The sequence below is a fragment of the Parviterribacter kavangonensis genome (assembly GCF_056863335.1).
The window spans coordinates 1,873,953-1,894,942 of sequence record NZ_JBXPJA010000001.1; the positions used below are offsets into that span (position 1 = coordinate 1,873,953).

The window sequence follows — 20,990 nt, forward strand, 5'->3', positions numbered from 1 at the left end:
CTCGCCCCCGTCCCCCAGATCACCGCCCACCGCGTGCACCCCGAGCCCCGGGGCTGGCGCTCGTGGGTGACGACGACCGATCACAAGCGGATCGGGATCATGTACCTGGTCACGACCTTCGTCTTCTTCATCCTGGGCGGGGTCGAGGCGCTGCTGATCCGTCTGCAGCTGGGCGCTCCGGAGAACACGCTCCTCTCGCCCGAGACGTACAACCAGCTCTTCACGATGCACGGGACGACGATGGTCTTCCTGTTCGTCGTGCCGATCATGGCCGGGTTCGGCAACTACTTCATCCCGCTCATGATCGGGGCGCGCGACATGGCGTTCCCCAAGCTGAACGCGCTGTCGTACTGGCTGCTGCTGGCCGGCGGCCTCGTCTTCTACGGCTCGGTCTTCTTCAGCCCGCCCGAGGCCGGCTGGACGATGTACCCGCCGCTGTCGTCGATCGCCTACGACCTCAACAGCGGCACCGACGCGTGGATCTTCCTCATCCACCTCACGGGCCTGAGCTCGCTCGTCGGCGCGATCAACTTCTACGCGACGATCGCGAACATGCGCGCGCCCGGCATGGGCTGGGGCCGCCTTCCGCTCTTCGCCTGGACGATCCTCACCTACGCGGTCCTGCTCATCCTCGCGCTGCCGCCGATCGCGGGCGGCGCGACGCTGCTGCTGACCGATCGGCACTTCGGGACGCACTTCTACGACGCGACCCAGGGCGGGGACCCGCTGCTGTGGCAGCACCTGTTCTGGTTCTTCGGCCACCCCGAGGTCTACATCATGATCCTGCCGGGCTTCGGGATCATCTCCGAGGTCCTGCCGGTCTTCGCCCGCAAGCCGATCTTCGGCTACAAGGCCGTCGCGGCGGCCACCGCGGTCATCGCGTTCCTGTCGCTGATCGTGTGGGCGCACCACATGTTCACGACGCCGACGCCGGGCGTCGTGCTCGTCTTCTTCATGCTGAGCTCGTTCCTGATCGGCATTCCGACGGGCGTGAAGATCTTCAACTGGGTCGCCACGCTGTGGCAGGGCACGATCGAGTTCAAGACGCCGCTGCTGTTCTCGGTCGGCTTCCTGATGGTGTTCCTCATGGGCGGCATCACCGGGATCTTCCTGGCCATCTTCCCGGTCGACTGGCAGCTGCACGACACGTACTTCGTCGTCGCGCACTTCCACTACACGCTCGTGGGCGGCGCGATCTTCTCGATCTTCGCCGGCATCTACTACTGGTTCCCGAAGATCACGGGCCGGATGCTGAGCGAGGGGCTGGGCAAGCTCTCGTTCTGGATCATGTTCGTCGGCTTCAACCTGACGTTCGCGATCCAGCACGCGATCGGCCTCGAGGGCCAGCCGCGGCGCATCTACGAGTACGTCGACTCCGGCCACCTCGGGCTCTACAACCTGATCTCCACGATCGGCGCGTTCGTCTTCGGCCTCGGCATCCTCGTGACGATCATCAACGTCGCGAAGTCGGTCCGGACCGGCGCCGTCGCGGGCCCCGACCCGTGGAAGGGCAACACGCTGGAGTGGTTCATCCCCTCCCCGCCCCCGGTGAACAACTTCGACACCGTGCCGCGCGTCCGCTCCGTGGAGCCGATGAAGGACATCCGCCGGCAGGTCGAGCGTCAGACGGCCGACGTCCACCAGCGGCGCGAGGCCGCACCCGAGCACACGGTCGTCGGGGGCTGATGCCCACGTCAGCCGCAGCGGCAGCGGCCGTCGCGCGTCCCAACGCGCGGCAGGTCGTCAGGGACTACGTGACCCTGACCAAGCCGAAGGTCCAGTCGCTGCTGCTGCTGACCACGGTGACGACGATGTACGCGGCGGGCGACCCATCGATCGGGCTCGTCCTCGTGACGCTGCTCGGCGGCTCGCTGTCCGCGGGCGGCGCCGGCGCGGTCAACCACTGGTACGACCGCGACATCGACGCGCAGATGGCGCGCACCGCCGACCGGCCCGTGCCGAGCGGCCGCGTCAGCCCCAACGCCGCGCTCGCCTTCGGGCTGACGCTGGCGGCGCTGTCGGTCGTCGTCCTGGCGGTCGGGGCCAACCCGCTCGCCGCGGCGCTGTCGTTCTCGGGCTTCCTCGGCTACGTGCTCGTCTACACCGTCTGGCTCAAGCGCCGGACGCCGCAGAACATCGTCATCGGCGGCGCGGCCGGCGCGGTCCCGCCGCTCGTGGCGTGGGCGGCGACGACGGGCGAGCTGAGCGGCACCGCGCTCTACCTGTTCGCGATCGTGTTCTTCTGGACCCCGCCCCACTTCTGGGCCCTCTCGCTGCTCATGAAGGGCGAGTACGAGCGCGTCGGCGTCCCGATGCTGCCCGTGGTGCGCGGCGAGGCCGAGACGCGCCGGCAGATCCTGCTCTACAGCGTGCTGCTGTACGCCGTCTCGCAGCTGCCGTTCAGCGCGCACGGGTTCGGCCTCATCTACCTCGTCTCGTCGCTCGCGCTCAACGCCGGCTTCATCGGCCTGGCGTTCCGCCTGCTGCGCAAGCCGGAGCGCCGGAACGCCCTGCGCCTCTACCTCTTCTCGCTCGCGTACCTGGCGCTGCTGTTCGTCGCCATGGTCGTCGACGCGCGCCTCTAGACCCCTCGATACCCTCCACGCTTCCATGGATCGCAAGCTCGCCCGCCGGAACCTCCGCACCTCGCTCATCGCGACAGCGGTGGTCGTGTTCATGTTCGGCATGTCGTTCGTCGCCGCCTGGCTCTACACGATGTGATGGCCGCCAACGAACGCCCCATCCCCCCTGCAGGGGAGGAGATCCACATCCCCGGCCCGAGCCTGCAGCCCCTGCTGCTCACGGTCGGCATCACCGTCGCGCTGCTCGGCGTGACGATCAACTGGATCCTCTGCGTCGCCGGCGGCCTGCTCGTGGTCTTCACGCTCTTCGCGTGGATCCGCGACGCCCGCGCCGAGTTCGCGCACCTGCCGCTGGAGCACCACGTGCCCGGCCCAACGCCGCCGCCCGAGCGGGCGACGGCGGACGAGCACTAGTTCGGCGTCAGGCGGCGGCCGTCTCGGCCGGCACGTCGCACGACGCGCCGTCGTCGGTCCAGCAGCGCACGACGTCGCGCACCGACAGCACGCCGACGACGTCGGCGCCCTCGGTGACGATGAGGTGGCGGAAGCCGCCGCGTACCATGGCGGCCGCGGCCTGCTCGAGCGACCAGGTCGGCGCCGCGTAGACGACCTGGGAGGTGAGGTGGTCGCAGACCCGCTCGGTGTTCGGGTCCTCGTCGCGTCCCAGCGAGATCAGGATGTCGCGCTCGGTGATGATGCCGGGTCCCTCGCCATCCGGGTCCAGCACGACGGCCGCGCCCACCTTGCGATCGGCCATCGCTCGCGCGGCGTCGCGCAGGGAGTGGTTCGGGCCGATCGTCAGGACCACCGAGCTCATGCCGTCACGTACCTGCATCCGCATCCTCCGAGTTCGCTGACCTTGCAACTATCGTCGCAATCTAGCGCATGCGGAGGCCGGATGGGCGGACGTTCCGCACCAGTGCGTACGCGCCATGAGAGCGGGGTCGCGTCCGGAACGGTCATCCTGTCCGGGACTCCCACACGTAGAAGTCGTCGATGCCTGTCCAGCGCCCCAGCACGATCCGCCACCGCACGAGCCTGTTCGATGACGCCGTGCGGATCGTCGAGGCCGAGTACGCAAGCGAGCTCTCCCTCGACGACATCGCCCGCCGCGTCGCCTCGTCGCGCCGCCAGCTCCAGCGCGCGTACTCCGAGATCGGCGACACGACCTTCCGCGACCACCTCACGGGCGTGCGCATGCAGCGCGCCGCCGAGCTCCTCGTCGCCCGCGGCCTGACCGTCCGCGAGGTCGCCTACCGCGTCGGGTACCGCCAGCCGGCCCAGTTCGCCAAGGCGTTCCGCCGCCACCACGGGGTCTCCCCCTCCGACTTCCGGGCCGCTCGCCGGATGCGTCCGGCGCGCGTCCTCGACGCCGTCGCCGCCGCCTAGCCGCGCGCCGGAACGAGCCGCCCCGGGGACCTCCCCGGGGCCCTCGCGGGGACCTCGTTGCCGTCCGTCGCCGCGAATGCATAGGATCGCGCCCTCATGGGTCCCGGGGAGGACACCGGCTTGCACGGTTCGGGCGGCGCGACCGCCTCTTCGACACCTGGGTCGCGGCGGGAGAACGCCTCGATCCTGCCCCTCGTCGTCATCGGCGTGGTGGCTTCCGTCATCGGCATCCTGCTCGGGCTGCTGATCGACTGGTTCCCGACCGCCGCCTCGACGCAGAGCGGCCCGGTCGACACGCTGTGGGACGTCCTGGTCATCGCCTCGGTGCCCATGTTCGTCCTCGTCACCAGCGTCGTCCTCTACTCCGTCTGGCGCTTCCGCCAGCGGCCGGGCGAGGAGAACCTCGACGGCCCGCCGGTGCACGGCAGCACGCGGCTCGAGGTGATCTGGACGCTGATCCCGGCGGTCCTCATCCTCGGGCTCTGCACCTACGCCTACCTCGTCCTCGACGACATCGAGGAGGCCAAGGCGAACGAGATGCAGGTCAACGTCGTCGGCCAGCAGTTCACCTGGACCTTCCAGTACGGCCAGGGCAAGGACGCGGTCACGTCGAACGACCTCTACCTCGTCCGGGGCCGGTCGGTGAAGTTCAACATCCAGTCCAAGGACGTCCTCCACGACTTCTGGGTGCCCCAGTTCCGCATGAAGATCGACGCGGTCCCGGGCATCACGACGACCTACCGGGTCACCCCGAACAAGCTCGGGGACTTCCCCGTCGTCTGCGCAGAGCTCTGCGGCATCGCCCACGCCTACATGCGCCAGACTGCGCACGTGGTCTCGCAGGCCGACTTCGACAAGTGGCTCGCGGACAAGAAGAAGCCCGCCACGAGCGCCGGCGGCGGCACCGGCGGCGAGCAGGCCGGGGCCGACGGCAAGGCCGTCTTCACCGGCCAGGGCTGCGGCGGCTGCCACACCCTCGCCGACGCCGGCTCGACCGGGCAGACGGGTCCGAACCTCGATGACGTCCTGAAGGGCAAGGACGCGGCGTTCATCAAGGAGTCGATCGTGAACCCGAACGCCGAGGTCGCCGAGGGCTTCGGCCCGAACATCATGCCGGCGAACTACGAATCGACCCTCTCCCCCGAGGAGCTCGACGCGTTGGTGAAGTACATCTCCGAGGTGACGAAGTGACCGCACGGCTCCGCGCTCCCGGCCTGCTCCGCGCGGGCCTGTTCCTCCTCCTCGGGGTCGCCTTCTCGTGGCTGATCCTGCTGCTGGCGAACGGGTTCGACCTCGACCGCACCGACGGCGAGCCGCTGCTGCGCGTCTCGATGATCGCGGCGCCGCTCTTCGCGCTCGTCGGCCTCGGCGCCTTCGACTACTGGTTCTACTGGGCGTCGGGCCGGCCCACGCGGCCGGAGGACCACTCGGGCCACGGCGCCTACTCCTGGAAGGACTACTTCCGGATCAACACCGATCACAAGGTGATCGGGATCCAGTACACGGTCACGTCCTTCTTCTTCCTCTTCGTCGGCGGCCTGCTCGCGATGCTCATGCGGGCGGAGCTCGCCCAGCCGGGCCGGCAGTTCGTGGACGCGCAGACCTACAACGGCCTGTTCAGCGTCCACGCGTCGATCCTGATCTTCCTCTTCATCATCCCCGTCTTCGCGGGGCTGGCGAACTACGTCCTGCCGCTCATGATCGGCGCGCCGGACATGGCCTTCCCGCGGCTGAACGCGCTGTCCTTCTGGCTGCTGCCGATCGCCGGCACGATGATGCTGCTCAGCTTCTTCGCGCCGGGCGGCTCGTTCGCGACGGGCTGGACGGCGTACGCGCCGTTGTCGACGGTCTCACCAGTCGGGCAGGAGTTCTTCACGATCGGCGTGCAGTTCGCCGGCGCGTCGTCGATCGCGACGGCGCTGAACTTCCTGGTGACCATCATCACCATGCGCGCGCCGGGGATGAGCTTCTTCCGGATGCCGCTGCTGGTGTGGGCGAACTTCTCGACGTCGCTGCTCGTCGTGATCGCCACGCCGTTCGTCGCGGCCTCGCAGTTCTTCCTCCTGCTCGACCGCGCGCTGAACTTCAAGTTCTTCGACGCGGCGGCCGGCGGCGACGTGCTCATGTACCAGCACGTCTTCTGGTTCTACTCCCACCCGGCCGTCTACATCATGATGCTGCCGGGCTTCGGGATCATCTCGGAGATCCTCGCCGTGAAGTCGAGGAAGCCCGTGTTCGGCTACCGGATGATGGCCTTCTCGCTGCTGGCCATCGTGGTGCTCGGCTTCACCGTCTGGGCGCACCACATGTTCGTGTCCGGCATGCAGTCGTGGATCCGGATCCCGATGATGGTCACCACCGCGGTCATCGCGGTGCCGACCGGCATCAAGATCTTCTCGTGGCTCGCCACGATCTGGCGAGGGGTGCTCAAGCTCGACACGCCGATGCTGTGGGCGCTCGGCTTCCTCACGATGTTCACGCTCGGCGGGATCAGCGGCGTGATGTTCGCGATGATCCCGATCGACATCCACACGAGCGACACGTACTTCGTCGTCGCGCACATCCACTACGTGCTCTTCGGCGGATCGGTGTTCACGATCTTCGCCGGGGTCTACTACTGGTTCCCGAAGATGACGGGCCGGATGTTCGACGAGCGGCTCGGCAAGCTCCACTTCTGGAGCACGTTCATCTTCTTCAACGCCACGTTCGGCCCCATGCACCTGCTCGGCGTCGAGGGGATGCCGCGGCGCGTCTACGACTACCAGGGCGCCTTCGCGGACTACAACCTGATCATCTCGATCGCGAGCTTCGGCCTCGGTCTGAGCACGCTCATCTTCGCCTACAACATCGTGGCGAGCTGGCGCGGCGGCCCGCGGGCGAGCGCGAACCCGTGGCGCGCGCTCACGCTCGAGTGGCAGGTCTCGTCGCCGCCGCCGATCTTCAACTTCGACTCCGTGCCGACGGTCGTCGGCGGCCCGTACGAGTACGGCGTCCCGGGCGCGGTCCATGGTGTCTTCAAGGGCGGCGCACGGGTGGAGCAACCCGCCGGCGCCGCCGCCGAGCCAGCGAGGGAGAGCAGCTAGATGGCCCGAGTCCTGGTCGTCGCGAACCGCACCGTCGCGGGGCAGAAGCTCCTCGACGCCGTGCGCGAGCGCGCGAAGGGCGGTGACGCCGAGTTCCACCTCGTCGTGCCGCTGACGGTCCCCAAGCACGGCAACGTCATCTACGACGACGCCGCGCGTGACGCTGCGCAGCTGCGCGCCGACCTCGCCCGCGACTTCCTCGGCCAGGAGGGCATCAAGCTGACCGCCGAGGTCGGCGACGAGGATCCCGTCTCCGCGGTCAAGGACGCGGTCGCCCAGTTCGGGGCGGACGAGATCATCATCTCCACCCTCCCGCTCGCCCGCTCGGGCTGGCTGCGCCGCGACCTCGTCGAGCGCATCCAGGACGAGACCGGGCTGCCGGTGCAGCACGTCGTCACCGACGTCGACGAGGAGGGCCTCGCCGTCCACGTGACGCTCGTGGTCGCCAACCGCACGGCCGGCAGCGACGAGCTGTTCGAGCTGCTGCGCCGCCAGCACGAGCAGCATCGCGATCGCATCTTCATCGCGTGCATCCCGCAGGAGGAGAAGGGCGGCCACGGCGCCGCCAAGGCGCGCGAGCGGCTGCAGACGCTGCTCGGCCGCCTGCGCGAGCAGGGCTTCTTCGCCAGCGGCATGATCGGCGACCCCGATCCGTACACGGCGACGATGAACGCGCTCGAGCTCTTCAAGGTCGACGAGGTCGTCATCTCCACGCTGCCGGGCTCGAAGTCCGGCTGGATGCGGTCCGACCTCATCAGCCGCGTGAAGAACGGGACGAACGCCCACGTCGAGCACGTCGAGACGCAGCTGGAGCCTGCGAACGCCTGATGGAAGCCGCCTCGGTCGCCCTCGGTCACGGAGACCACGAGCACCACGGTCCGCCGCCGGCGAACCGCAGCTCCCGCGTGGAGCCGCAGCTCCTCGGGATGCTGCTTTTCATCATCTCCGAGGTCATGGTCTTCGGGGCCTTCTTCACGGCCTACTTCTTCATCAGGGTCGTGTCCGGAGACGACTGGTTCCCGATCGACGACTTCGAGCTGCCGCGCGCGGTGGCCGGCGTCAACACGGCGATCCTGCTCAGCTCGTCGCTGACCATGCACTGGGCGCTCGAGTCGATCAAGCACGGCAACCGCGCCGGGCTGCGGGCGGGCCTGCTGCTCACGCTCATGCTCGGCGGCGCGTTCCTCGCGATCCAGATCAACGAGTACGTGAACCTGACCGGCGAGGGGCTCACCCCCTCCGCGCTGGCCCAGGGCTCGGTCTTCTACGGGCTCACCGGCCTGCACGGTGCGCACGTGTTCGTCGGCCTGACGCTGCTCCTGATGGCGACGGTCCGTGCGTTCCGAGGGCACTACACGCCCGACGAGCACCGTGGCGTCGAGGTGCCGGGGATCTACTGGCACTTCGTCGACGTCATGTGGGTCATCGTCTACACGAGCGTCTACTGGCTCTAGACCGGATCAGGCGGCTCGGCAACCCGCTGAGATCGGAAGCGGCGGCGTTCCGGTGGCTCCTGGCCATCGCCGCCGTCTTCCTCGTCCTCCTGATCCTCCTCATCCTCCTTCGAGCGATCTTCTGAGGGGAAGGGTCCGCCGCGAGGTCCATGCCGCGACGCGGGACTTCACGCCCACGGAGCGGCGCCTGGTGCTCGCCCTCGCGGCGGCGGGGTTCTTCGAGCAGTACGACACGGCGCTGCTGACGCTCGCGGCGCCGGACATCTCCGACGGCCTCGGCGTCGGGATCGCGACGTTCGGCGTCGGCGTGGCGATCATCCGGCTCGGCGCGCTCGGCGGCGTGCCGCTGCTGCGCCTGGCCGACCGGATCGGCCGGCGGATGCTGCTGCTGGTCTCGCTGGCGGCGTTCACGCTGCTGACGGGGCTGACCGCGCTGGCGTGGTCGCTGGCGGCGTTCGTCGCGCTGCAGACGCTCGCGCGCGTGTTCCTGGCGACCGAGCACAACCTCGCCTCGCTCGTCATCGCCGAGGAGGTGCGGGCCGACCGGCGCGGCGCCGCGCTGTCGCTGCTCGGCTGGATCGCCACCGTCGGCCCCGGCGCGGTCGCCGTGCTCATCCTCGTCGTCGATCTGACTCCGTTGGGGTGGCGGATCTTCTACGTCTTCGCGCTCCTCCCGCTCGCGGTCGTCGCGTGGCTGCGCCGGCGGCTGAAGGAGACCCGCGCGTTCGAGGTCGCGGCCGCGGAGGAGCGCCTGCAGGTGTCGCTGCTGCCGCGCATCGGCCGCGAGCACCGCCGCGACCTCGTGCTCATCACGCTCTTCGTCGCCGCCGCGGGCGCGATCCAGACGCCGTTCTTCCTCTTCGGCGCCGACCTCGCGCAGGACACCTACGACTGGGACGGCCTGTTCACGATCATCGTGCTGCTGTCGGGGCTCGCGACGCTCGGCGGCTTCTACCTGGGCGGCCGCGCCAGCGACGTCCTCGGCCGCCGCGTCGCGCTCGGCGGCGGCGTCGTCCTCAGCGCGGTCGGCTCGATCCTCGTCTTCACCGAGGTCAAGGCGCTCTTCGCCCCCGGCTGGTTCTGCGCCGTCGGCGCGTACGCGTGCCTGACCGCGGTCGTGCTCGCCTACCTCGCCGAGCTGTTCCCGACCGAGGTCCGCGCCGGCCTGTCGTCGTTCGCGATCACGGCGCAGGTCGTCGCGGGCTCGATCGGGCTCGGGCTCGTCGCCGGCTTCGGCACGCTCGTCGGGGAGTCGGCGGTGATGGTCGTGCTCGCCGCCGCGCTTCTGCCCTCACTGCTGTTGCTGCGGCCCCTCCCCGAGACGGCGGGGAGGGACGTCGTGCGGGCCTAGGCGGTCAGGTCGCGGGCGAACTCGGCGAACACCGCGACGTAGCGGTCGACGTGCTCCGCCTGGTGGGTGACCGACAGGGTCCACTCCTCCTCGCGGCCGGGCGTCATGAAGATGCCCCGGTTCATGTTGAACAGCCAGGCGAGCTCGGAGAGCTCGGCGTCCTGGTGGGCCTTGAACGTCGCGTAGTCGACGACCTTCTCGGGCGCGAACGTGACGCAGCCCTTCGAGGCGATGCCGATCGCGTAGCCGGGGAACCCGTGCTCGTCGACGACGCGCTGGCAGCCGGACACGATCCGCTCGTTCAGCGCGTCGAGGTGGGCGTACGCGTCGGGCGTCATGACCTCGAGCAGGTTCGCGCGCGCGGCGGCCATGCCGAGCGGGTTGCCGTTGTACGTGCCGACCTGGAAGACCGACCCGTCCTCGACGACCGACATGACCTCGTCCGAGCCGCCGATCGCGCCGGACGGCAGGCCGCCGCCGAGCGCCTTGGCCAGCGTGACCATGTCGGGCACCACGCCGAAGCGCTCCGTCGCGCCGCCCGGCGCGATCGTCAGGCCGGTCTTGACCTCGTCGAAGATGAGGACGATGCCGTGCCGCCGCGTGATGTCGCGGACCGCCTCGAGGTAGCCCTCCTCCGGGAGGACGACGCCGAGGTTCATCATCGCCGCCTCCATGATCACGCAGGCGGGCTTGCGGCCCTCGCGGTCGAGCTTCTCGATCCGCCGCTCCATCGCCGCCGCGTCGTTGAACGGCACGGGGATCGTCATGTCGACGACCGCCTGCGGGATGCCCGCGCCGTACGGCAGCGAGGCGAGCTCGTCGGGCTCGCCGATCTTGTCGTACTCGACGCCGATCGAGACCATCACCGTGTCGTGATGGCCGTGGTAGGAGCCGAAGATCTTCATCACGACGTCGCGGCCCGTGTACGCGCGCGCGATGCGGATCGCGTCCATCGTCGACTCCGACCCCGAGTTCGTGTAGCGCCACTTCGGCAGGCCCCAGCGCCGCTGCAGCTCCTCGGCGACGACGACGGCGTCCTCGGTCGGCGCCGCGAAGTGCGTGCCGCGCGCGTAGCGCTCGCTGATCGCCGTGCCGATCGCCGGGTGGGCGTGGCCCTGGACCATCGACCCGAACCCGTTGTGGAAGTCGATCATCTCGTTGCCGTCGACGTCCCAGACGAGCGGGCCGACGCCGCGCTCGAGGTAGATCGGCCACGGCTCGCGCAGCTGGTACGACGAGGCGACGCCGCTCGAGAGGACGCGGTCGGCGCGCCTGAACAGCTCGCCCGAGCCCTTCGTCCGCTCGTTGAGGCGTTCGGTCTCGCGCTCGGTCAGCTCGGCGATGCGGGTGCGATCGAGGGTCTTGGTCGACGTGGTCATTGCGTGCTCCTGTGTGGGACGGCAGCGGCGGCGGGGACCTGCTGGGTGATGCAGTGCGGCCCGCCGCCGCCGAAGGCGATGACGTCGGCGAGGACGCCGACGACCTCGTGTGTGGGGAACGCCTCACGGTAGATGGCGAGGACGTCGTCGTCGGTGGCCAGCCCGGCGGTCGGGACGATCACGAAGCGCTCGCCGACGTAGCCGTTGAGATGCCCGAGCGTGTGCCGCGCCCCATCGACCTCGACCTCCGCGACGACGGGGAAGTCGCGCACGGCCAGCCCAGCGGCCTCCGCCCGGCCGCGGTTCTCGAGCATCGGCTCGTGGTCGGGGTGGCCGGGCGGAGCGCTCTGGAGGAGCAGCTCGCCGGAGGGGGTGAACGTGGTGCACATGTCGACGTGGCCGTCGGTGTCGCGATCGCCTGCCAGCCCGAGTCCGAGCCAGACGACCCGCTCGATGCCGAGGTGCTCGATCAGCAGCGCCTCGATGGCGCCGCGGTCGAGGTCGGGGTTGCGGTTCGGGTTGAGCAGGCACTGCTCGGTGGTGAGCAGCGTGCCACGCCCGTCGACTGCGATGGCGCCACCCTCGAGGACGAGCGGCGCCTCGACGACCTCGTCGCCCGTGTGGCGGGCGAGCAGCGCGCCGACGGCGGCGTCGCGCTCCCACGGCGGGAACTTGCCGCCCCAGGCGTTGAAGCGGAAGTGGACCGCACGCCGCCCGCCGGCGCCGTCGAGCACGTAGATCGGGCCGCTGTCGCGCAGCCACGAGTCGTCGAGCGGCACCTCCAGGATCTCGACGCGGCCGTCCAGCGCGGCGCGCCCCTCGGCCGCCGCCTCCGGGCCGTTGCAGGCCATGGTCACCGGCTCGAACGCGACGATCGCGTTCGCGACCGCGGCGTACTGCTGCTTCGCGCGCGTGAGCTCCGGCCCCCACAGCTCGAGCCGCGCCGGCCACGCCATGAGCGTCCGGTCGTGCGGCGCCCACTCCGGCGGCATCGTCCAGCGATCGGTCATCCGAGCAGGTACCTCCCCGACAGCGCGACGTCCTCCAGCGGCGGCGCCTCGATGCGCTCGCCGTCGACGCGCACCTCGCGCCCGTCGGGCGAGACCGTCACGTCGGCGAGCCGGTCGTTGTGCAGCATGGCCGCCGCCATCGGGCGCGCATCGCGGACCGGGCGCCGCTCGCGCGTCGTCGGCAGCTCGGCGTCCAGCGCCACCCCGGAGAGGAACGCCACGGAGACGCGCGCGGCCGCCGCGCCCGTGCCCGCCACCTGCGGGCGGACGGTGACCGGCTCGCACAGCATCGTCGTCGCGTTCGGGTCGCCGCTGGCGCCCCACGCCGCCATCCCCTGCTTGACGACCACCTCGGGCCGCACGCCGAACAGCTCCGGCTTCCACAGCACGCAGTCGGCCAGGCGGCCCGGCGTCAGCGCGCCGACGTCGTGCCAAAGCCCGTGCGCGATCGCCGGGTTGCTCGTCACCTTCGCGAGGTGGCGCAGCACGCGCGCGTTGTCGGCCGGTCCGTCGCCCGCGCCGCGCAGCTGCTTCATCCGGTCGGCGTTCTGGAACGCGCGCCGCAGCACCTCGCCGGCGCGGCCCATGCCCTGGCTGTCGCTCGAGAGCATGTGGATGACGCCGAGGTCGTGCAGCACGCCCTCGGCCGCCATCGTCGCGGGGCGCACGCGCGCGCGGATCGCGGAGCGGTCGCCGTGCACGACGCCCGGCTCGAGCACGTGGACGGCGGCGACCATCGCCTCGTGCTCGGCGGCGGTGTCGACGCCGTACGGCACGGTCGGCGACGTCGACGAGGTGACGATGTGCGGCCGGCCGGCGAGGCGCAGCAGGTCGGGCGCGTGGCCCCCGCCCGCGCCCTCGATGTGGAACGCGTGGACGCTGCGCCCGGCGAACGCGTCGAGCGTCCCCTCGACCGAGAGCACCTCGTTCAAGCCGTCGGTGTGGATGGCGAGCTGCACGTCGAGACGGTCGCACACGTCGAGCGCGGTGCGGATCTGCGCCGGCCCCGCGGCGACGTCCTCGTGGATCTTCAGCCCCGCCCCGCCCGCGCGCAGCATCGCCTCCACCGGCTCGGCGCGCGACGAGCTGCCGCGCACGAGCAGCGCGGCGTTGATGGGCACCGCCTCGAGCGCCGCCCACGCGGTCCGCAGGCCGGCCTCCGGGTTCGTGCCCAGGTTCCAGATCGGCCCCATGTCCTGGCTGACCATCGTCGTCACGCCGCCGGCGAGCAGCGCGTCGGTCACCTGCGGCGAGAGCCAATGGACGTGCGTGTCGATCGCGCCCGGCGTGACGACCATCCCGGTGGCGTCGAGCACCGCGGTCGTCACGTCGAGGACGACGTCGACGCCGTCCATCGTGTCCGGGTTGCCGGCGCGGCCGATCGCGACGACGCGGCCGTCGCGGACGCCGATCGACGCGTAGCGGACGCCGAGCACCGGGTCGAGGACGAGCCCGCCGGTGATGGCCACGTCGACGCCGCCGCGCTCGGCGCGCACGCCGAGACCGTCGCGCATCGTGTTGCCGAAGCCCGGCACGAGCTCGTCGGGGCCGTGGACGTCGTCGCGCTCGGCGACGACCTCGAGCGACGTGTCGCCCAGGCGGACGGGTTCAGGCACCGCGGTAGCCCTCCCGGCGCGCGCGCTCGAGCGCGTCCTCGCGCGCGCCGTCGGCGTCGAGCGGCCCGTCGACGAGCTCGCCGTGCCCGCGCACGACGCGCGCGCCGCCGATCGGCACGAGCGCCACCTCGGCGGGCTGCCCGGGTTCGAACACGACCTTCGTGCGCGCGGGCACCGCGAGGCGCATGCCGTACGCCGCGGCGCGGTCGAAGCGCAGCGCGCGGTTGGCCTCGAAGAAGTGCAGGTGGCTCGTCACGGCGATCATCACGTCGCCCTCGTTGACGACCTCGATCCGCGCGGCCGCGGCGTCCGCGAGCCACGGCACCGGCGGCTCCCGGTCGCCCTCTTCCCGTGCCGGCGCGGGGCCGATCGGGTCGGTGACGACGACGAGGTGGCGCCCGTCGCGGAAGACCGCCTCGACCTCGATGCGGGGCACGAGCCGGCGCACGCCGTCGAGGACGTCCTCCTCCCCCAGCACGTCGTACGCGCCGGCGACGACGTCGGCGTAGCGGCGGCCGTCGCGCGCCGCCTCGCAGATCTCGTCGGCGATGAGGGCGGTCGCCTCGGCCTGGTTGAGCTTGAGCCCGCGCTCGCGGCGGCGGCGGGCGAGCTCGGCGGCCAGGAAGAGCAGCAGCCGCTCCTGCTCCTGCGGCAGCAGCCTCATCGCGTCGCCCCGGTCGTCATGGCCTCAAGCCTGTCAGACGCGGGGGCGGTGTCATCCTGAGTGGTCCCATGCCCCGCCTCGGCCGCCGCCTCGTCCAGCTCTACGCCGGCCTCGTGCTGTTCGGGTTCAGCGTCGCGCTCGTCGTGCGCTCGGCGCTCGGCAACGCGCCATGGGACGTGCTGCACCAGGGCCTGTCGCGCACCGTCGGGCTCGGCACGGGGACGTGGGCGATCATCGCGAGCGTCTTCGTCCTGCTGCTGTGGATCCCGCTGCGCCAGAAGCCGGGGGTCGGGACGATCAGCAACGCGATCGTCGTCGGCCTCGTCATGGACGCGACGTTCGCGCTCGTCGACGAGCCGCACAACCTGGCGGTCCGGATCGCCTTCGTCGTCGGCGGCGTCGCGCTCAACGGCGTCGCGACCGGGATGTACATCGGGGCGAACCTCGGACCGGGGCCGCGCGACGGCCTCATGACCGGTCTCGCCGCGCGCGGCGTCGGGTCGGTGCGCGCCGTCCGCACCGGGATCGAGCTGACCGTGCTCGTCGCCGGCGTGATGCTCGGCGGCACGGTCGGGGTCGGGACGGTGCTCTACGCGCTGTCGATCGGGCCGCTCGCGCAGGTGTTCCTGCCGGCGTTCGACCTCGGGCGCCGCGCGGCGCCGAGCCCCACGCCCGCGTACGCGACTAGCGGTACGTGACGAGCGAGCGGCCGCCCGACTCGAGGTGGCTGTGCTCGTTGAACGACACGAGCGTCGTGCCGCCGCGGCCGTGGACGACCTTCGACACCGACGAGTTGACGGTGACGCGGTTGAAGGTCACGAACGATGCGGGCGGCAGGCCCATGAGCGCGGTGCAGACGATCGCGATCGGCCCGCCCGACGAGACGACCATCGCGGTCTCGCCCGACCGCAGCGTGTCCGTCACCGCGCGCAGCGCGTCGAGCACGCCGGTGCTGAACACGCCGTAGCCGTGGCCCTCCGGCCCCCCGTCGGGCTCGCCGATCCAGGACTTCAGCGCGACGTCGAGGAGCGCCTGGAAGTCGCGGGACGACATCGCCGTCGACTCCGGCGACCCCTCGAGCCGCGCCTCGGCGTGCCCGTAGTGCCTGAGGATCGCCTCGCTCGAGTACTCCTCCCAGCGGTCGTCGGTCTCGATCTCGATCCCGTAGGCCTCGGCGATCGGCGCCGCGGTGTCGCGCTGGCGGGCCAGGCTGCTGCAGACGATGCGGTCGATCTTCGCCTCGCGGCGCACGAGCTCGTCGCGCAGGGCCGCGGCCTGCTCGTGGCCCGTCTCGGACAGCACGTCGTAGTTGGCCGTGCCGAACGAGCCCTGCGCGTGGCGGACGAGGAGGAGCGTCGGCACGGGTCAGCTCTTCGAAAGGCCGTTGAGCTCGCGGACCGCGGCAACGAGGAAGCCGCTGTCGACCATGTCGGCGGCGACGATCGTCGGCAGCCGGCCGCGGCGCTTCTTGCACGCCTTCGCGCGCCCGACGACGACCTTCTTCGCGTTGACTCGCAGCGAGGTGGCGGCCGTGGGCGCGAACGGCGGCGACCAGTGGTTCATGAGGAACAGCGAGCCCTTGATGCCGCCGCGGTTGGGCTTGCACGACGCGCGCCACTTGCGGGGGCTCGTGAGCTCCGAGGGCCGCCGCCAGCTGTACGGCGTCTCCTGGACGATCCCCTTGTAGGCCAAGTGGTACCACGGCTGCGCGCCGGCGACGTGCTCGGCGAGCACGACGACCTGCTGGTTGCCGCGGATCATCTGGCGCAGCGTCGGCCACTTCGCGCCCGTCGTCCCGCGGTACGCGTGCGCGCCGAGGCCCGACGCGTCGAACGCCGCGGTCAGGTCCTCCGGCGTGACGTAGTCCTCGACGACGAACTGCAGGACGTTCGACGGGTTCTTCGTCAGGAAGTCGTTGAAGATCCTCAGCCCGTCGGCAAGCGGCATCGCGCCGTTCTCGCAGACGGCGTGGCAGAGGTAGAGCTGGCTCCCGGGCGTCTTGACGTCGTCCTTGACGACCTTGCCGTCGGGCATGACGTGGCCGTAGTAGACGTCGATGAGGAACCCGCGGATGCCCAGCTCGAGCTGCTTGGCCATGGAGATCCGCTGGTTGGGGAACTGGAAGCCCGCCTCGGCGGCGGACATCGCGTTGTGCGCGGCGGGCAGGACGACGCGATCGAAGCGCCGGTCGCACAGGCGCGGGTCGTTGTTGCAGCCGGCCGCGGCGGCGGTCGAGGCCGCGACGCAGACCGCCGCGGTGACGGTGAGGGCGCAGAGCAGCAGCAGGCGGGGCATCGAGCGGGCGAGCCTACTCGCAAGAACTGCCGAACGGCTGCGTTCATGGGTGCATGCGCTGTCCCATGCTCCTGGTCGCCGCCCTGCTCGCGCTCGCCCTCCCCGCCGCCGCGGGCGCGGCCGAGCCCACGAAGAAGCCGCTCACGTTCGACGTGAAGGTCGGCGCGTCCGACGACACGCCGTGCACGGTCAGCGCGGACCTCTACACGCCCGCGGGCGCGTCGAAGAGCGATCCGGTCCCGGCGATCCTCGCGACGAACGGCTTCGGCGGGTCGAAGGACGACTTCACGACGCTCGGGCCGTCGTTCGCCAAGCGCGGCTACGCGTTCCTCGCCTACTCGGGCCTCGGCTTCGGCGGCAGCGGCTGCAAGATCACGCTCGACGACCCGGACACCGACGGCAAGGCGGGCAAGCAGCTCGTCGACTTCCTCGCCGGCGAGAAGGCGGCGCAGGACGGGACGAAGATCGACTACGTGGCGACCGAGAAGGCGGGCGACCCGCTCGTGGGCATGATCGGCGGCTCGTACGGCGGCCAGATCCAGTTCGCGATCGCCGGCCAGGACCCGCGCCTCGACGCGATCGTCCCGCAGATCACGTGGAGCGACCTGTCCTACTCGCTGACGCCGAACAACACGGACTTCAAGAGCGGCGTCACGTTCGACACGCCGGGCGTCGTCAAGCTCGACTGGCCGGTGCTCTTCACGGCGCTCGGGTTCGCGGACCCGGTGCGCAACGGCAGCGTCGACGCGTCGCACCTCGGGCCGTGCCCGAACTTCGAGGACCGCGTGTGCACGGGCCTCGTGACGTCGGGCGCGCTCGGCTATCCGACCGCCGACACGCTCGCGCTGCTGCGCCATGCGTCGGTCTCCTCGTACATCTCGAAGATCCGCATCCCGACGCTGCTGTCGCAGGGGCAGAGCGACACGCTGTTCAACCTCCAGGAGGCTGTCGCGACGTACAAGGCGCTGCGCGCGCAGGGCACGCCGGTGCGGATGCTGTGGCGCTCGTCCGGGCACTCCGGCGGCGGGCTCGGCAAGCAGGAGTTCGACAACGTGAACTTCGAGGGCGCGTACGAGAGCCGCGAGGCGCTCGAGTGGTTCGACTTCTTCCTCAAGGGCATCGGGGACCCGCCCGCGCTCGACTTCCAGTTCCTGCGCGACTGGGCGCTGCCGAAGAGCGGCGACGCGGCGCCGGCGGTCGGCACCGCGCCGACGTACCCGGTCGGCCGCGACGACGCGTTCTTCCTCTCGTCCGACGGCGGGCTGGCGACGAGCGCGTCGTCGGCCAAGGCGGGCACCGTCGACCTCGCGGCCGTGACCGGATCGCCGGCGGGCAGCGGCAACGGCTTCCAGCCCGTCGGGACGCCCGACGCCCCGGGCACCGCGGCCACGTTCACCGGCGCCGCGCTGGCCTCGGACCTCGACGTCGCCGGCGTGCCGCGCCTGACGCTGACCGTCGACGCACCGGTCCACGCCGGCACGCAGAGCGGGGACGCGGCGGGCAAGCTCGTGCTGTTCGCGAAGCTGCTCGACGTCGACCCGGACGGCAACGAGACGCTGCCGCGCGACCTGTCGTCGGCGGTGCGCGTGGCGGACGTCGGCAAGCCGGTGAGCATCGAGCTCCCGGGCATCGTGCACCGGTTCGCCAAGGGCCATCAGCTGCGGCTCGTCGTCTCGACGAGCAACGCGACGAACCGCGGCAACGCCGTCGCGGGGCCGGTGTCGATCAAGCTCGACGACAAGGGCACGAACGCGCTGGTGCTGCCCCGGCTGGGCGACCCGGTCGCGCCCGCGGGCTCGGGCGCGTCGGGGACGACGCCGTACGGCCCGCGCGGCGAGCTCGCGACGCGGCCCGCGTTCGCGCGCAGCGCCGGCTCGCTGCCCTCGAGCTGCCGCAGCCGCCGCCACTTCACGATCCATCTGCGCAAGGCGCCGAAGGGCGACCGCATCAAGAGCGCCGTGGTGACGATCAACGGCAAGCGCCAGAAGGTGCTGCGCGGCAAGCGCGTCCGCGCCCGCGTGGACCTCCGCGGCCTGCCGAAGGGCGTCTTCCGGGTGCAGATCGTGGTCAGGACGAAGAAGGGCCGCACCTTCCGCAGCGCCCGCACCTACCGCACGTGCACGCCTCACCGGGCGTCCACGACGCGGTCGATGAGGCCGTAGTCCCTCGCCTCGCCGGGCGTGAAGTAGCGGTCGCGCTCCATGTCGTCGTGGATGCGCTCGCGGGTCTGGCCGGTGTTCTCCACGAACGTCTCCTCGAGGAGCTCGCGGAGGGCGACGGCCTCCTGCGCGTGGATCATGATGTCGGTGGCCTGCCCCTGGTAGCCGCCGTGCGGCTGGTGGGTGAGGATGCGGCTGTTCGGCAGCGCCGTCCGCTTGCCCTTCGCGCCGCCGGCGAGGATCACGGCACCCATCGACATCGCGATCCCGCAGCACGTCGTCGCGACGTCCGGCTTGATGAAGCGCATCGTGTCGTAGATCGCCATCCCGGCGTAGACGTGGCCGCCGGGCGAGTTGATGTACATCGAGATGTCGCGGTCAGGGTCGGTCGCCTCGAGGTGCAGCAGCTGGGCGACGACGACGTTCGCGACCTCGTCGTCGATCGCCGACCCGACGAAGACGACCCGCTCGTCGAGCAGGCGGCTGAAGATGTCGAACGACCGCTCACCGCGGCCGTCCTGTTTGATCACCATGGGAACGAGGGGCATCTGCGCGATCCTTTCGTGCAACCAGTTGGTTGCGTGTTTCGCAGCACGGTAGCATTCGCAACCCATGAGTTGCGTGACGCGTGAGGTGGTCCTCCCGCTCGACGCCGACGAGGCGTGGGAGGCGATGACCGAGCTCGAGGGCTGGCTCGCCGAGGACGCCGACCTCGAGCTCGAGCCCGGCGAAGAGGGCACGCTGCGGCTGCCGGACGGCACGGAGCGCCGGGCGGTGGTCGACGAGGTCGAGCCGGGCGAGCGGCTCGCGTTCTGGTGGTGGACCGGCGACGAGCCCGCGACGCGGGTCGAGCTCACGCTCGTCCCCGCCGTCTCGGGCACCCGCGTCGTCGTGGTCGAGAGCGGCTACGCCCCGGGCCCCGTCTGCCGCGCCGCCGCCGGCCTGTCCCGCCCGCTCGTCTTCGCGTGACGCCCGACGTCGGCCCCGTCTTCACCGCCCTCGCGGACGACACGCGCCGGTCGCTGTTGACCGAGATCGCGCGCAAGGGCGAGGCGACGCCGACGGAGCTCGCCGCCGGGACGCCGATCACGCGCCAGGCGGTCGCCAAGCACCTCTCCGTCCTCGCCGGCGCCGGGCTCGTCGAGGCGTCGCGGCAGGGGCGCGAGACGCGCTACCGGCCGACGCCGCGCCCGCTCCGCGACGCCATCTCATGGATGGTCGACGTCGGCGCGCAGTGGGACGACCGGCTGCGCGCCCTGGAGCGCCGCGCTACTCGACGGTGAGGGTCCCCTCCATGCCACCCTCACGGTGGCCGGGGACCGTGCAGAAGAACGTGTACTCGCCCTTCTGCAGCGTGACCTTCACCTCGGAGACGCCGCCGTTGGTCACGACCTCGCCGTGGTTCTCGCCCGACAGGCCGGGACCCTCGATCGCGATGTCGTGCGGCGTGCCGGACGGGTTCGGCGACTTGATGTCGACCTCGCCGGGCTTCGCCGTCGCCTTGTTCGTCTCGTAGGCGAGCTGGGCGGTCGCGGGGATCGTCAGCGTCCCGTTCTCCTCCACCGCCGGCTTGCCGCCGCCGGCGGGCTTGCCCGTCTCGGCGAGGATGCCCTCGTCCTTGCCCGCCTTCGCGGTCGCGTCGGCGACGTAGGCGGCGACGTCATTGACGTTGTCGCCCGTGACGAGGTTGGGGGGCATGTAGACGGGGTCCTTCTTGTTCAGGCGCGCCGGATGCTCGATCTGGTTGCGCACCGCGGCCTCGACGCCGTCACGGCCCATGCCGTCGCGCAGCCCGCGCACGAAGGCCTCGTCGAGGTTGGGCCCCGTCGTGCCCTTGGTCTCCGCCCGCGCGAGCGTGTGGCAGGAGCCGCACCTCTCGACGAACAGCTTCTTGCCGGCGACGACGTCCGGCTCCTTCTCGTTGAGGCTGCAGCCCGCCGACAGGGTGATCGCTGCACCCCCGAGGACCACGCCGATCAGCGCTCTCTTCCCCACGACGGGCGGCACT

Annotated in this window: 22 protein-coding genes; 13 read left to right on the plus strand and 9 right to left on the minus strand. The window is 71.1% G+C overall.

All coding sequences use genetic code 11. The features are described 5' to 3' along the window. The first annotated feature begins 33 nt into the window (after positions 1-33). From ctaD (AC1UE4_RS09625) to AC1UE4_RS09635, 3 genes are all read left to right on the plus strand, one after another. Positions 34-1,686, plus strand: coding sequence for a cytochrome c oxidase subunit I (ctaD, locus tag AC1UE4_RS09625; protein ID WP_482917005.1), 1,653 nt, complete (start codon positions 34-36; stop codon positions 1,684-1,686). Beyond that, positions 1,686-2,585: a heme o synthase gene (locus tag AC1UE4_RS09630; protein ID WP_482917006.1), complete on the plus strand. Its 900-nt coding sequence runs from the start codon at positions 1,686-1,688 to the stop codon at positions 2,583-2,585. The genes ctaD (AC1UE4_RS09625) and AC1UE4_RS09630 overlap by 1 nt, the downstream gene beginning before the upstream one ends. Before the next feature lie 135 nt (positions 2,586-2,720). Beyond that, the gene (locus AC1UE4_RS09635; RefSeq protein WP_482917007.1) at positions 2,721-2,996 is read left to right on the plus strand and encodes a hypothetical protein; all 276 of its coding nucleotides are present in this window, start codon (positions 2,721-2,723) and stop codon (positions 2,994-2,996) included. A gap of 7 nt (positions 2,997-3,003) precedes the next feature. Here AC1UE4_RS09635 and AC1UE4_RS09640 read toward each other — a convergent pair whose 3' ends face one another. Then, positions 3,004-3,417, minus strand: a complete 414-nt coding sequence (locus AC1UE4_RS09640) for a CBS domain-containing protein (RefSeq protein WP_482917008.1) — start codon at positions 3,415-3,417, stop codon at positions 3,004-3,006. Between the two features lie 161 nt (positions 3,418-3,578). Between AC1UE4_RS09640 and AC1UE4_RS09645 the strand changes: the two genes are divergently transcribed. From AC1UE4_RS09645 to AC1UE4_RS09670, 6 genes are all read left to right on the plus strand, one after another. Then, the gene (locus AC1UE4_RS09645) at positions 3,579-3,971 is read left to right on the plus strand and encodes a helix-turn-helix transcriptional regulator (protein WP_482917009.1); all 393 of its coding nucleotides are present in this window, start codon (positions 3,579-3,581) and stop codon (positions 3,969-3,971) included. Positions 3,972-4,181: 210 nt separating this feature from the next. After that, positions 4,182-5,162 carry a cytochrome c oxidase subunit II gene (gene coxB / locus AC1UE4_RS09650; RefSeq protein ID WP_482917010.1) on the plus strand — a complete coding sequence of 327 codons (981 nt, stop codon included), beginning with the start codon at positions 4,182-4,184 and terminating at the stop codon, positions 5,160-5,162. Positions 5,163-5,302: 140 nt separating this feature from the next. Beyond that, positions 5,303-7,054, plus strand: coding sequence for a cytochrome c oxidase subunit I (ctaD, locus tag AC1UE4_RS09655; RefSeq protein WP_482918224.1), 1,752 nt, complete (start codon positions 5,303-5,305; stop codon positions 7,052-7,054). Next, on the plus strand, positions 7,055-7,882 hold the full coding sequence (locus AC1UE4_RS09660) for a hypothetical protein (protein ID WP_482917011.1): 828 nt from the start codon (positions 7,055-7,057) through the stop codon (positions 7,880-7,882). Beyond that, positions 7,882-8,508 carry a cytochrome c oxidase subunit 3 gene (locus AC1UE4_RS09665; protein ID WP_482917012.1) on the plus strand — a complete coding sequence of 209 codons (627 nt, stop codon included), beginning with the start codon at positions 7,882-7,884 and terminating at the stop codon, positions 8,506-8,508. The genes AC1UE4_RS09660 and AC1UE4_RS09665 overlap by 1 nt, the downstream gene beginning before the upstream one ends. 190 nt (positions 8,509-8,698) lie before the next feature. Continuing rightward, positions 8,699-9,859, plus strand: a complete 1,161-nt coding sequence (locus AC1UE4_RS09670) for an MFS transporter (protein WP_482917013.1) — start codon at positions 8,699-8,701, stop codon at positions 9,857-9,859. On the opposite strand, the gene AC1UE4_RS09675 is transcribed toward AC1UE4_RS09670, so the two are convergent. Genes AC1UE4_RS09675 through ureA form a run of 4 tightly spaced genes read right to left on the minus strand, consistent with a single transcriptional unit; the run spans position 9,856 to position 14,528 of the window. Further along, positions 9,856-11,238 (minus strand): aspartate aminotransferase family protein, encoded by a 1,383-nt coding sequence (locus tag AC1UE4_RS09675; RefSeq protein ID WP_482917014.1) that lies wholly within the window; start codon positions 11,236-11,238, stop codon positions 9,856-9,858. The two genes, AC1UE4_RS09670 and AC1UE4_RS09675, sit on opposite strands and share 4 nt — an antisense overlap. Then, positions 11,235-12,248, minus strand: coding sequence for an agmatine deiminase family protein (locus AC1UE4_RS09680; protein ID WP_482917015.1), 1,014 nt, complete (start codon positions 12,246-12,248; stop codon positions 11,235-11,237). The genes AC1UE4_RS09675 and AC1UE4_RS09680 overlap by 4 nt, the downstream gene beginning before the upstream one ends. Next, the gene (locus AC1UE4_RS09685; protein ID WP_482917016.1) at positions 12,245-13,864 is read right to left on the minus strand and encodes an urease subunit alpha; all 1,620 of its coding nucleotides are present in this window, start codon (positions 13,862-13,864) and stop codon (positions 12,245-12,247) included. Before AC1UE4_RS09685 ends, AC1UE4_RS09680 begins: the two co-directional genes overlap by 4 nt. Continuing rightward, a complete protein-coding gene (gene ureA, locus AC1UE4_RS09690; protein WP_482917017.1) occupies positions 13,857-14,528 on the minus strand; it encodes an urease subunit gamma in 672 nt (223 codons plus the stop codon). Before ureA ends, AC1UE4_RS09685 begins: the two co-directional genes overlap by 8 nt. Before the next feature lie 68 nt (positions 14,529-14,596). On the opposite strand from ureA, the gene yczE reads away from it, so the two are divergent. Continuing rightward, complete coding sequence (gene yczE, locus AC1UE4_RS09695) at positions 14,597-15,226, plus strand: membrane protein YczE (RefSeq protein WP_482917018.1); 630 nt, start codon at positions 14,597-14,599, stop codon at positions 15,224-15,226. Here yczE and AC1UE4_RS09700 read toward each other — a convergent pair. Together AC1UE4_RS09700 and AC1UE4_RS09705 are read right to left on the minus strand one after the other, a co-directional pair. Next, complete coding sequence (locus tag AC1UE4_RS09700) at positions 15,213-15,890, minus strand: histidine phosphatase family protein (RefSeq protein WP_482917019.1); 678 nt, start codon at positions 15,888-15,890, stop codon at positions 15,213-15,215. The two genes, yczE and AC1UE4_RS09700, sit on opposite strands and share 14 nt — an antisense overlap. A gap of 3 nt (positions 15,891-15,893) precedes the next feature. After that, a complete protein-coding gene (locus tag AC1UE4_RS09705) occupies positions 15,894-16,823 on the minus strand; it encodes a phosphoinositide-specific phospholipase C-related protein (RefSeq protein WP_482917020.1) in 930 nt (309 codons plus the stop codon). Between the two features lie 65 nt (positions 16,824-16,888). Between AC1UE4_RS09705 and AC1UE4_RS09710 the strand changes: the two genes are divergently transcribed. Further along, entirely contained in the window at positions 16,889-18,985 is a 2,097-nt protein-coding gene (locus tag AC1UE4_RS09710) for a CocE/NonD family hydrolase (RefSeq protein ID WP_482917021.1), read from the plus strand. Here AC1UE4_RS09710 and AC1UE4_RS09715 read toward each other — a convergent pair. Further along, positions 18,949-19,530 (minus strand): ATP-dependent Clp protease proteolytic subunit, encoded by a 582-nt coding sequence (locus AC1UE4_RS09715; protein WP_482917022.1) that lies wholly within the window; start codon positions 19,528-19,530, stop codon positions 18,949-18,951. The two genes, AC1UE4_RS09710 and AC1UE4_RS09715, sit on opposite strands and share 37 nt — an antisense overlap. 64 nt (positions 19,531-19,594) lie before the next feature. Here AC1UE4_RS09715 and AC1UE4_RS09720 point away from each other — a divergent pair, with 64 nt between their 5' ends. Together AC1UE4_RS09720 and AC1UE4_RS09725 are read left to right on the plus strand one after the other, a co-directional pair. Then, on the plus strand, positions 19,595-19,951 hold the full coding sequence (locus AC1UE4_RS09720; RefSeq protein ID WP_482917023.1) for an SRPBCC family protein: 357 nt from the start codon (positions 19,595-19,597) through the stop codon (positions 19,949-19,951). After that, complete coding sequence (locus tag AC1UE4_RS09725; protein ID WP_482917024.1) at positions 19,948-20,265, plus strand: ArsR/SmtB family transcription factor; 318 nt, start codon at positions 19,948-19,950, stop codon at positions 20,263-20,265. The genes AC1UE4_RS09720 and AC1UE4_RS09725 overlap by 4 nt, the downstream gene beginning before the upstream one ends. Here AC1UE4_RS09725 and AC1UE4_RS09730 read toward each other — a convergent pair. After that, entirely contained in the window at positions 20,252-20,977 is a 726-nt protein-coding gene (locus AC1UE4_RS09730; RefSeq protein WP_482917025.1) for a plastocyanin/azurin family copper-binding protein, read from the minus strand. The two genes, AC1UE4_RS09725 and AC1UE4_RS09730, sit on opposite strands and share 14 nt — an antisense overlap. Positions 20,978-20,990: the final 13 nt, after the last annotated feature.

What these genes read in the sequence shown, in the direction of transcription:
- AC1UE4_RS09630 (WP_482917006.1), top strand. Translation starts at nt 1,686, where the DNA reads ATGCCCACGTCAGCCGCAGCGGCAGCGGCCGTCGCGCGTCCCAACGCG.
- AC1UE4_RS09635 (WP_482917007.1), top strand. Translation starts at nt 2,721, where the DNA reads ATGGCCGCCAACGAACGCCCCATCCCCCCTGCAGGGGAGGAGATCCAC.
- AC1UE4_RS09640 (WP_482917008.1), bottom strand. Translation starts at nt 3,417, where the DNA reads ATGCAGGTACGTGACGGCATGAGCTCGGTGGTCCTGACGATCGGCCCG.
- AC1UE4_RS09645 (WP_482917009.1), top strand. Translation starts at nt 3,579, where the DNA reads ATGCCTGTCCAGCGCCCCAGCACGATCCGCCACCGCACGAGCCTGTTC.
- ctaD (WP_482918224.1), top strand. Translation starts at nt 5,303, where the DNA reads ATGATCGCGGCGCCGCTCTTCGCGCTCGTCGGCCTCGGCGCCTTCGAC.
- AC1UE4_RS09660 (WP_482917011.1), top strand. Translation starts at nt 7,055, where the DNA reads ATGGCCCGAGTCCTGGTCGTCGCGAACCGCACCGTCGCGGGGCAGAAG.
- AC1UE4_RS09665 (WP_482917012.1), top strand. Translation starts at nt 7,882, where the DNA reads ATGGAAGCCGCCTCGGTCGCCCTCGGTCACGGAGACCACGAGCACCAC.
- AC1UE4_RS09675 (WP_482917014.1), bottom strand. Translation starts at nt 11,238, where the DNA reads ATGACCACGTCGACCAAGACCCTCGATCGCACCCGCATCGCCGAGCTG.
- AC1UE4_RS09680 (WP_482917015.1), bottom strand. Translation starts at nt 12,248, where the DNA reads ATGACCGATCGCTGGACGATGCCGCCGGAGTGGGCGCCGCACGACCGG.
- ureA (WP_482917017.1), bottom strand. Translation starts at nt 14,528, where the DNA reads ATGAGGCTGCTGCCGCAGGAGCAGGAGCGGCTGCTGCTCTTCCTGGCC.
- yczE (WP_482917018.1), top strand. Translation starts at nt 14,597, where the DNA reads ATGCCCCGCCTCGGCCGCCGCCTCGTCCAGCTCTACGCCGGCCTCGTG.
- AC1UE4_RS09705 (WP_482917020.1), bottom strand. Translation starts at nt 16,823, where the DNA reads ATGCCCCGCCTGCTGCTGCTCTGCGCCCTCACCGTCACCGCGGCGGTC.
- AC1UE4_RS09710 (WP_482917021.1), top strand. Translation starts at nt 16,889, where the DNA reads ATGCTCCTGGTCGCCGCCCTGCTCGCGCTCGCCCTCCCCGCCGCCGCG.
- AC1UE4_RS09715 (WP_482917022.1), bottom strand. Translation starts at nt 19,530, where the DNA reads ATGCCCCTCGTTCCCATGGTGATCAAACAGGACGGCCGCGGTGAGCGG.
- AC1UE4_RS09720 (WP_482917023.1), top strand. Translation starts at nt 19,595, where the DNA reads ATGAGTTGCGTGACGCGTGAGGTGGTCCTCCCGCTCGACGCCGACGAG.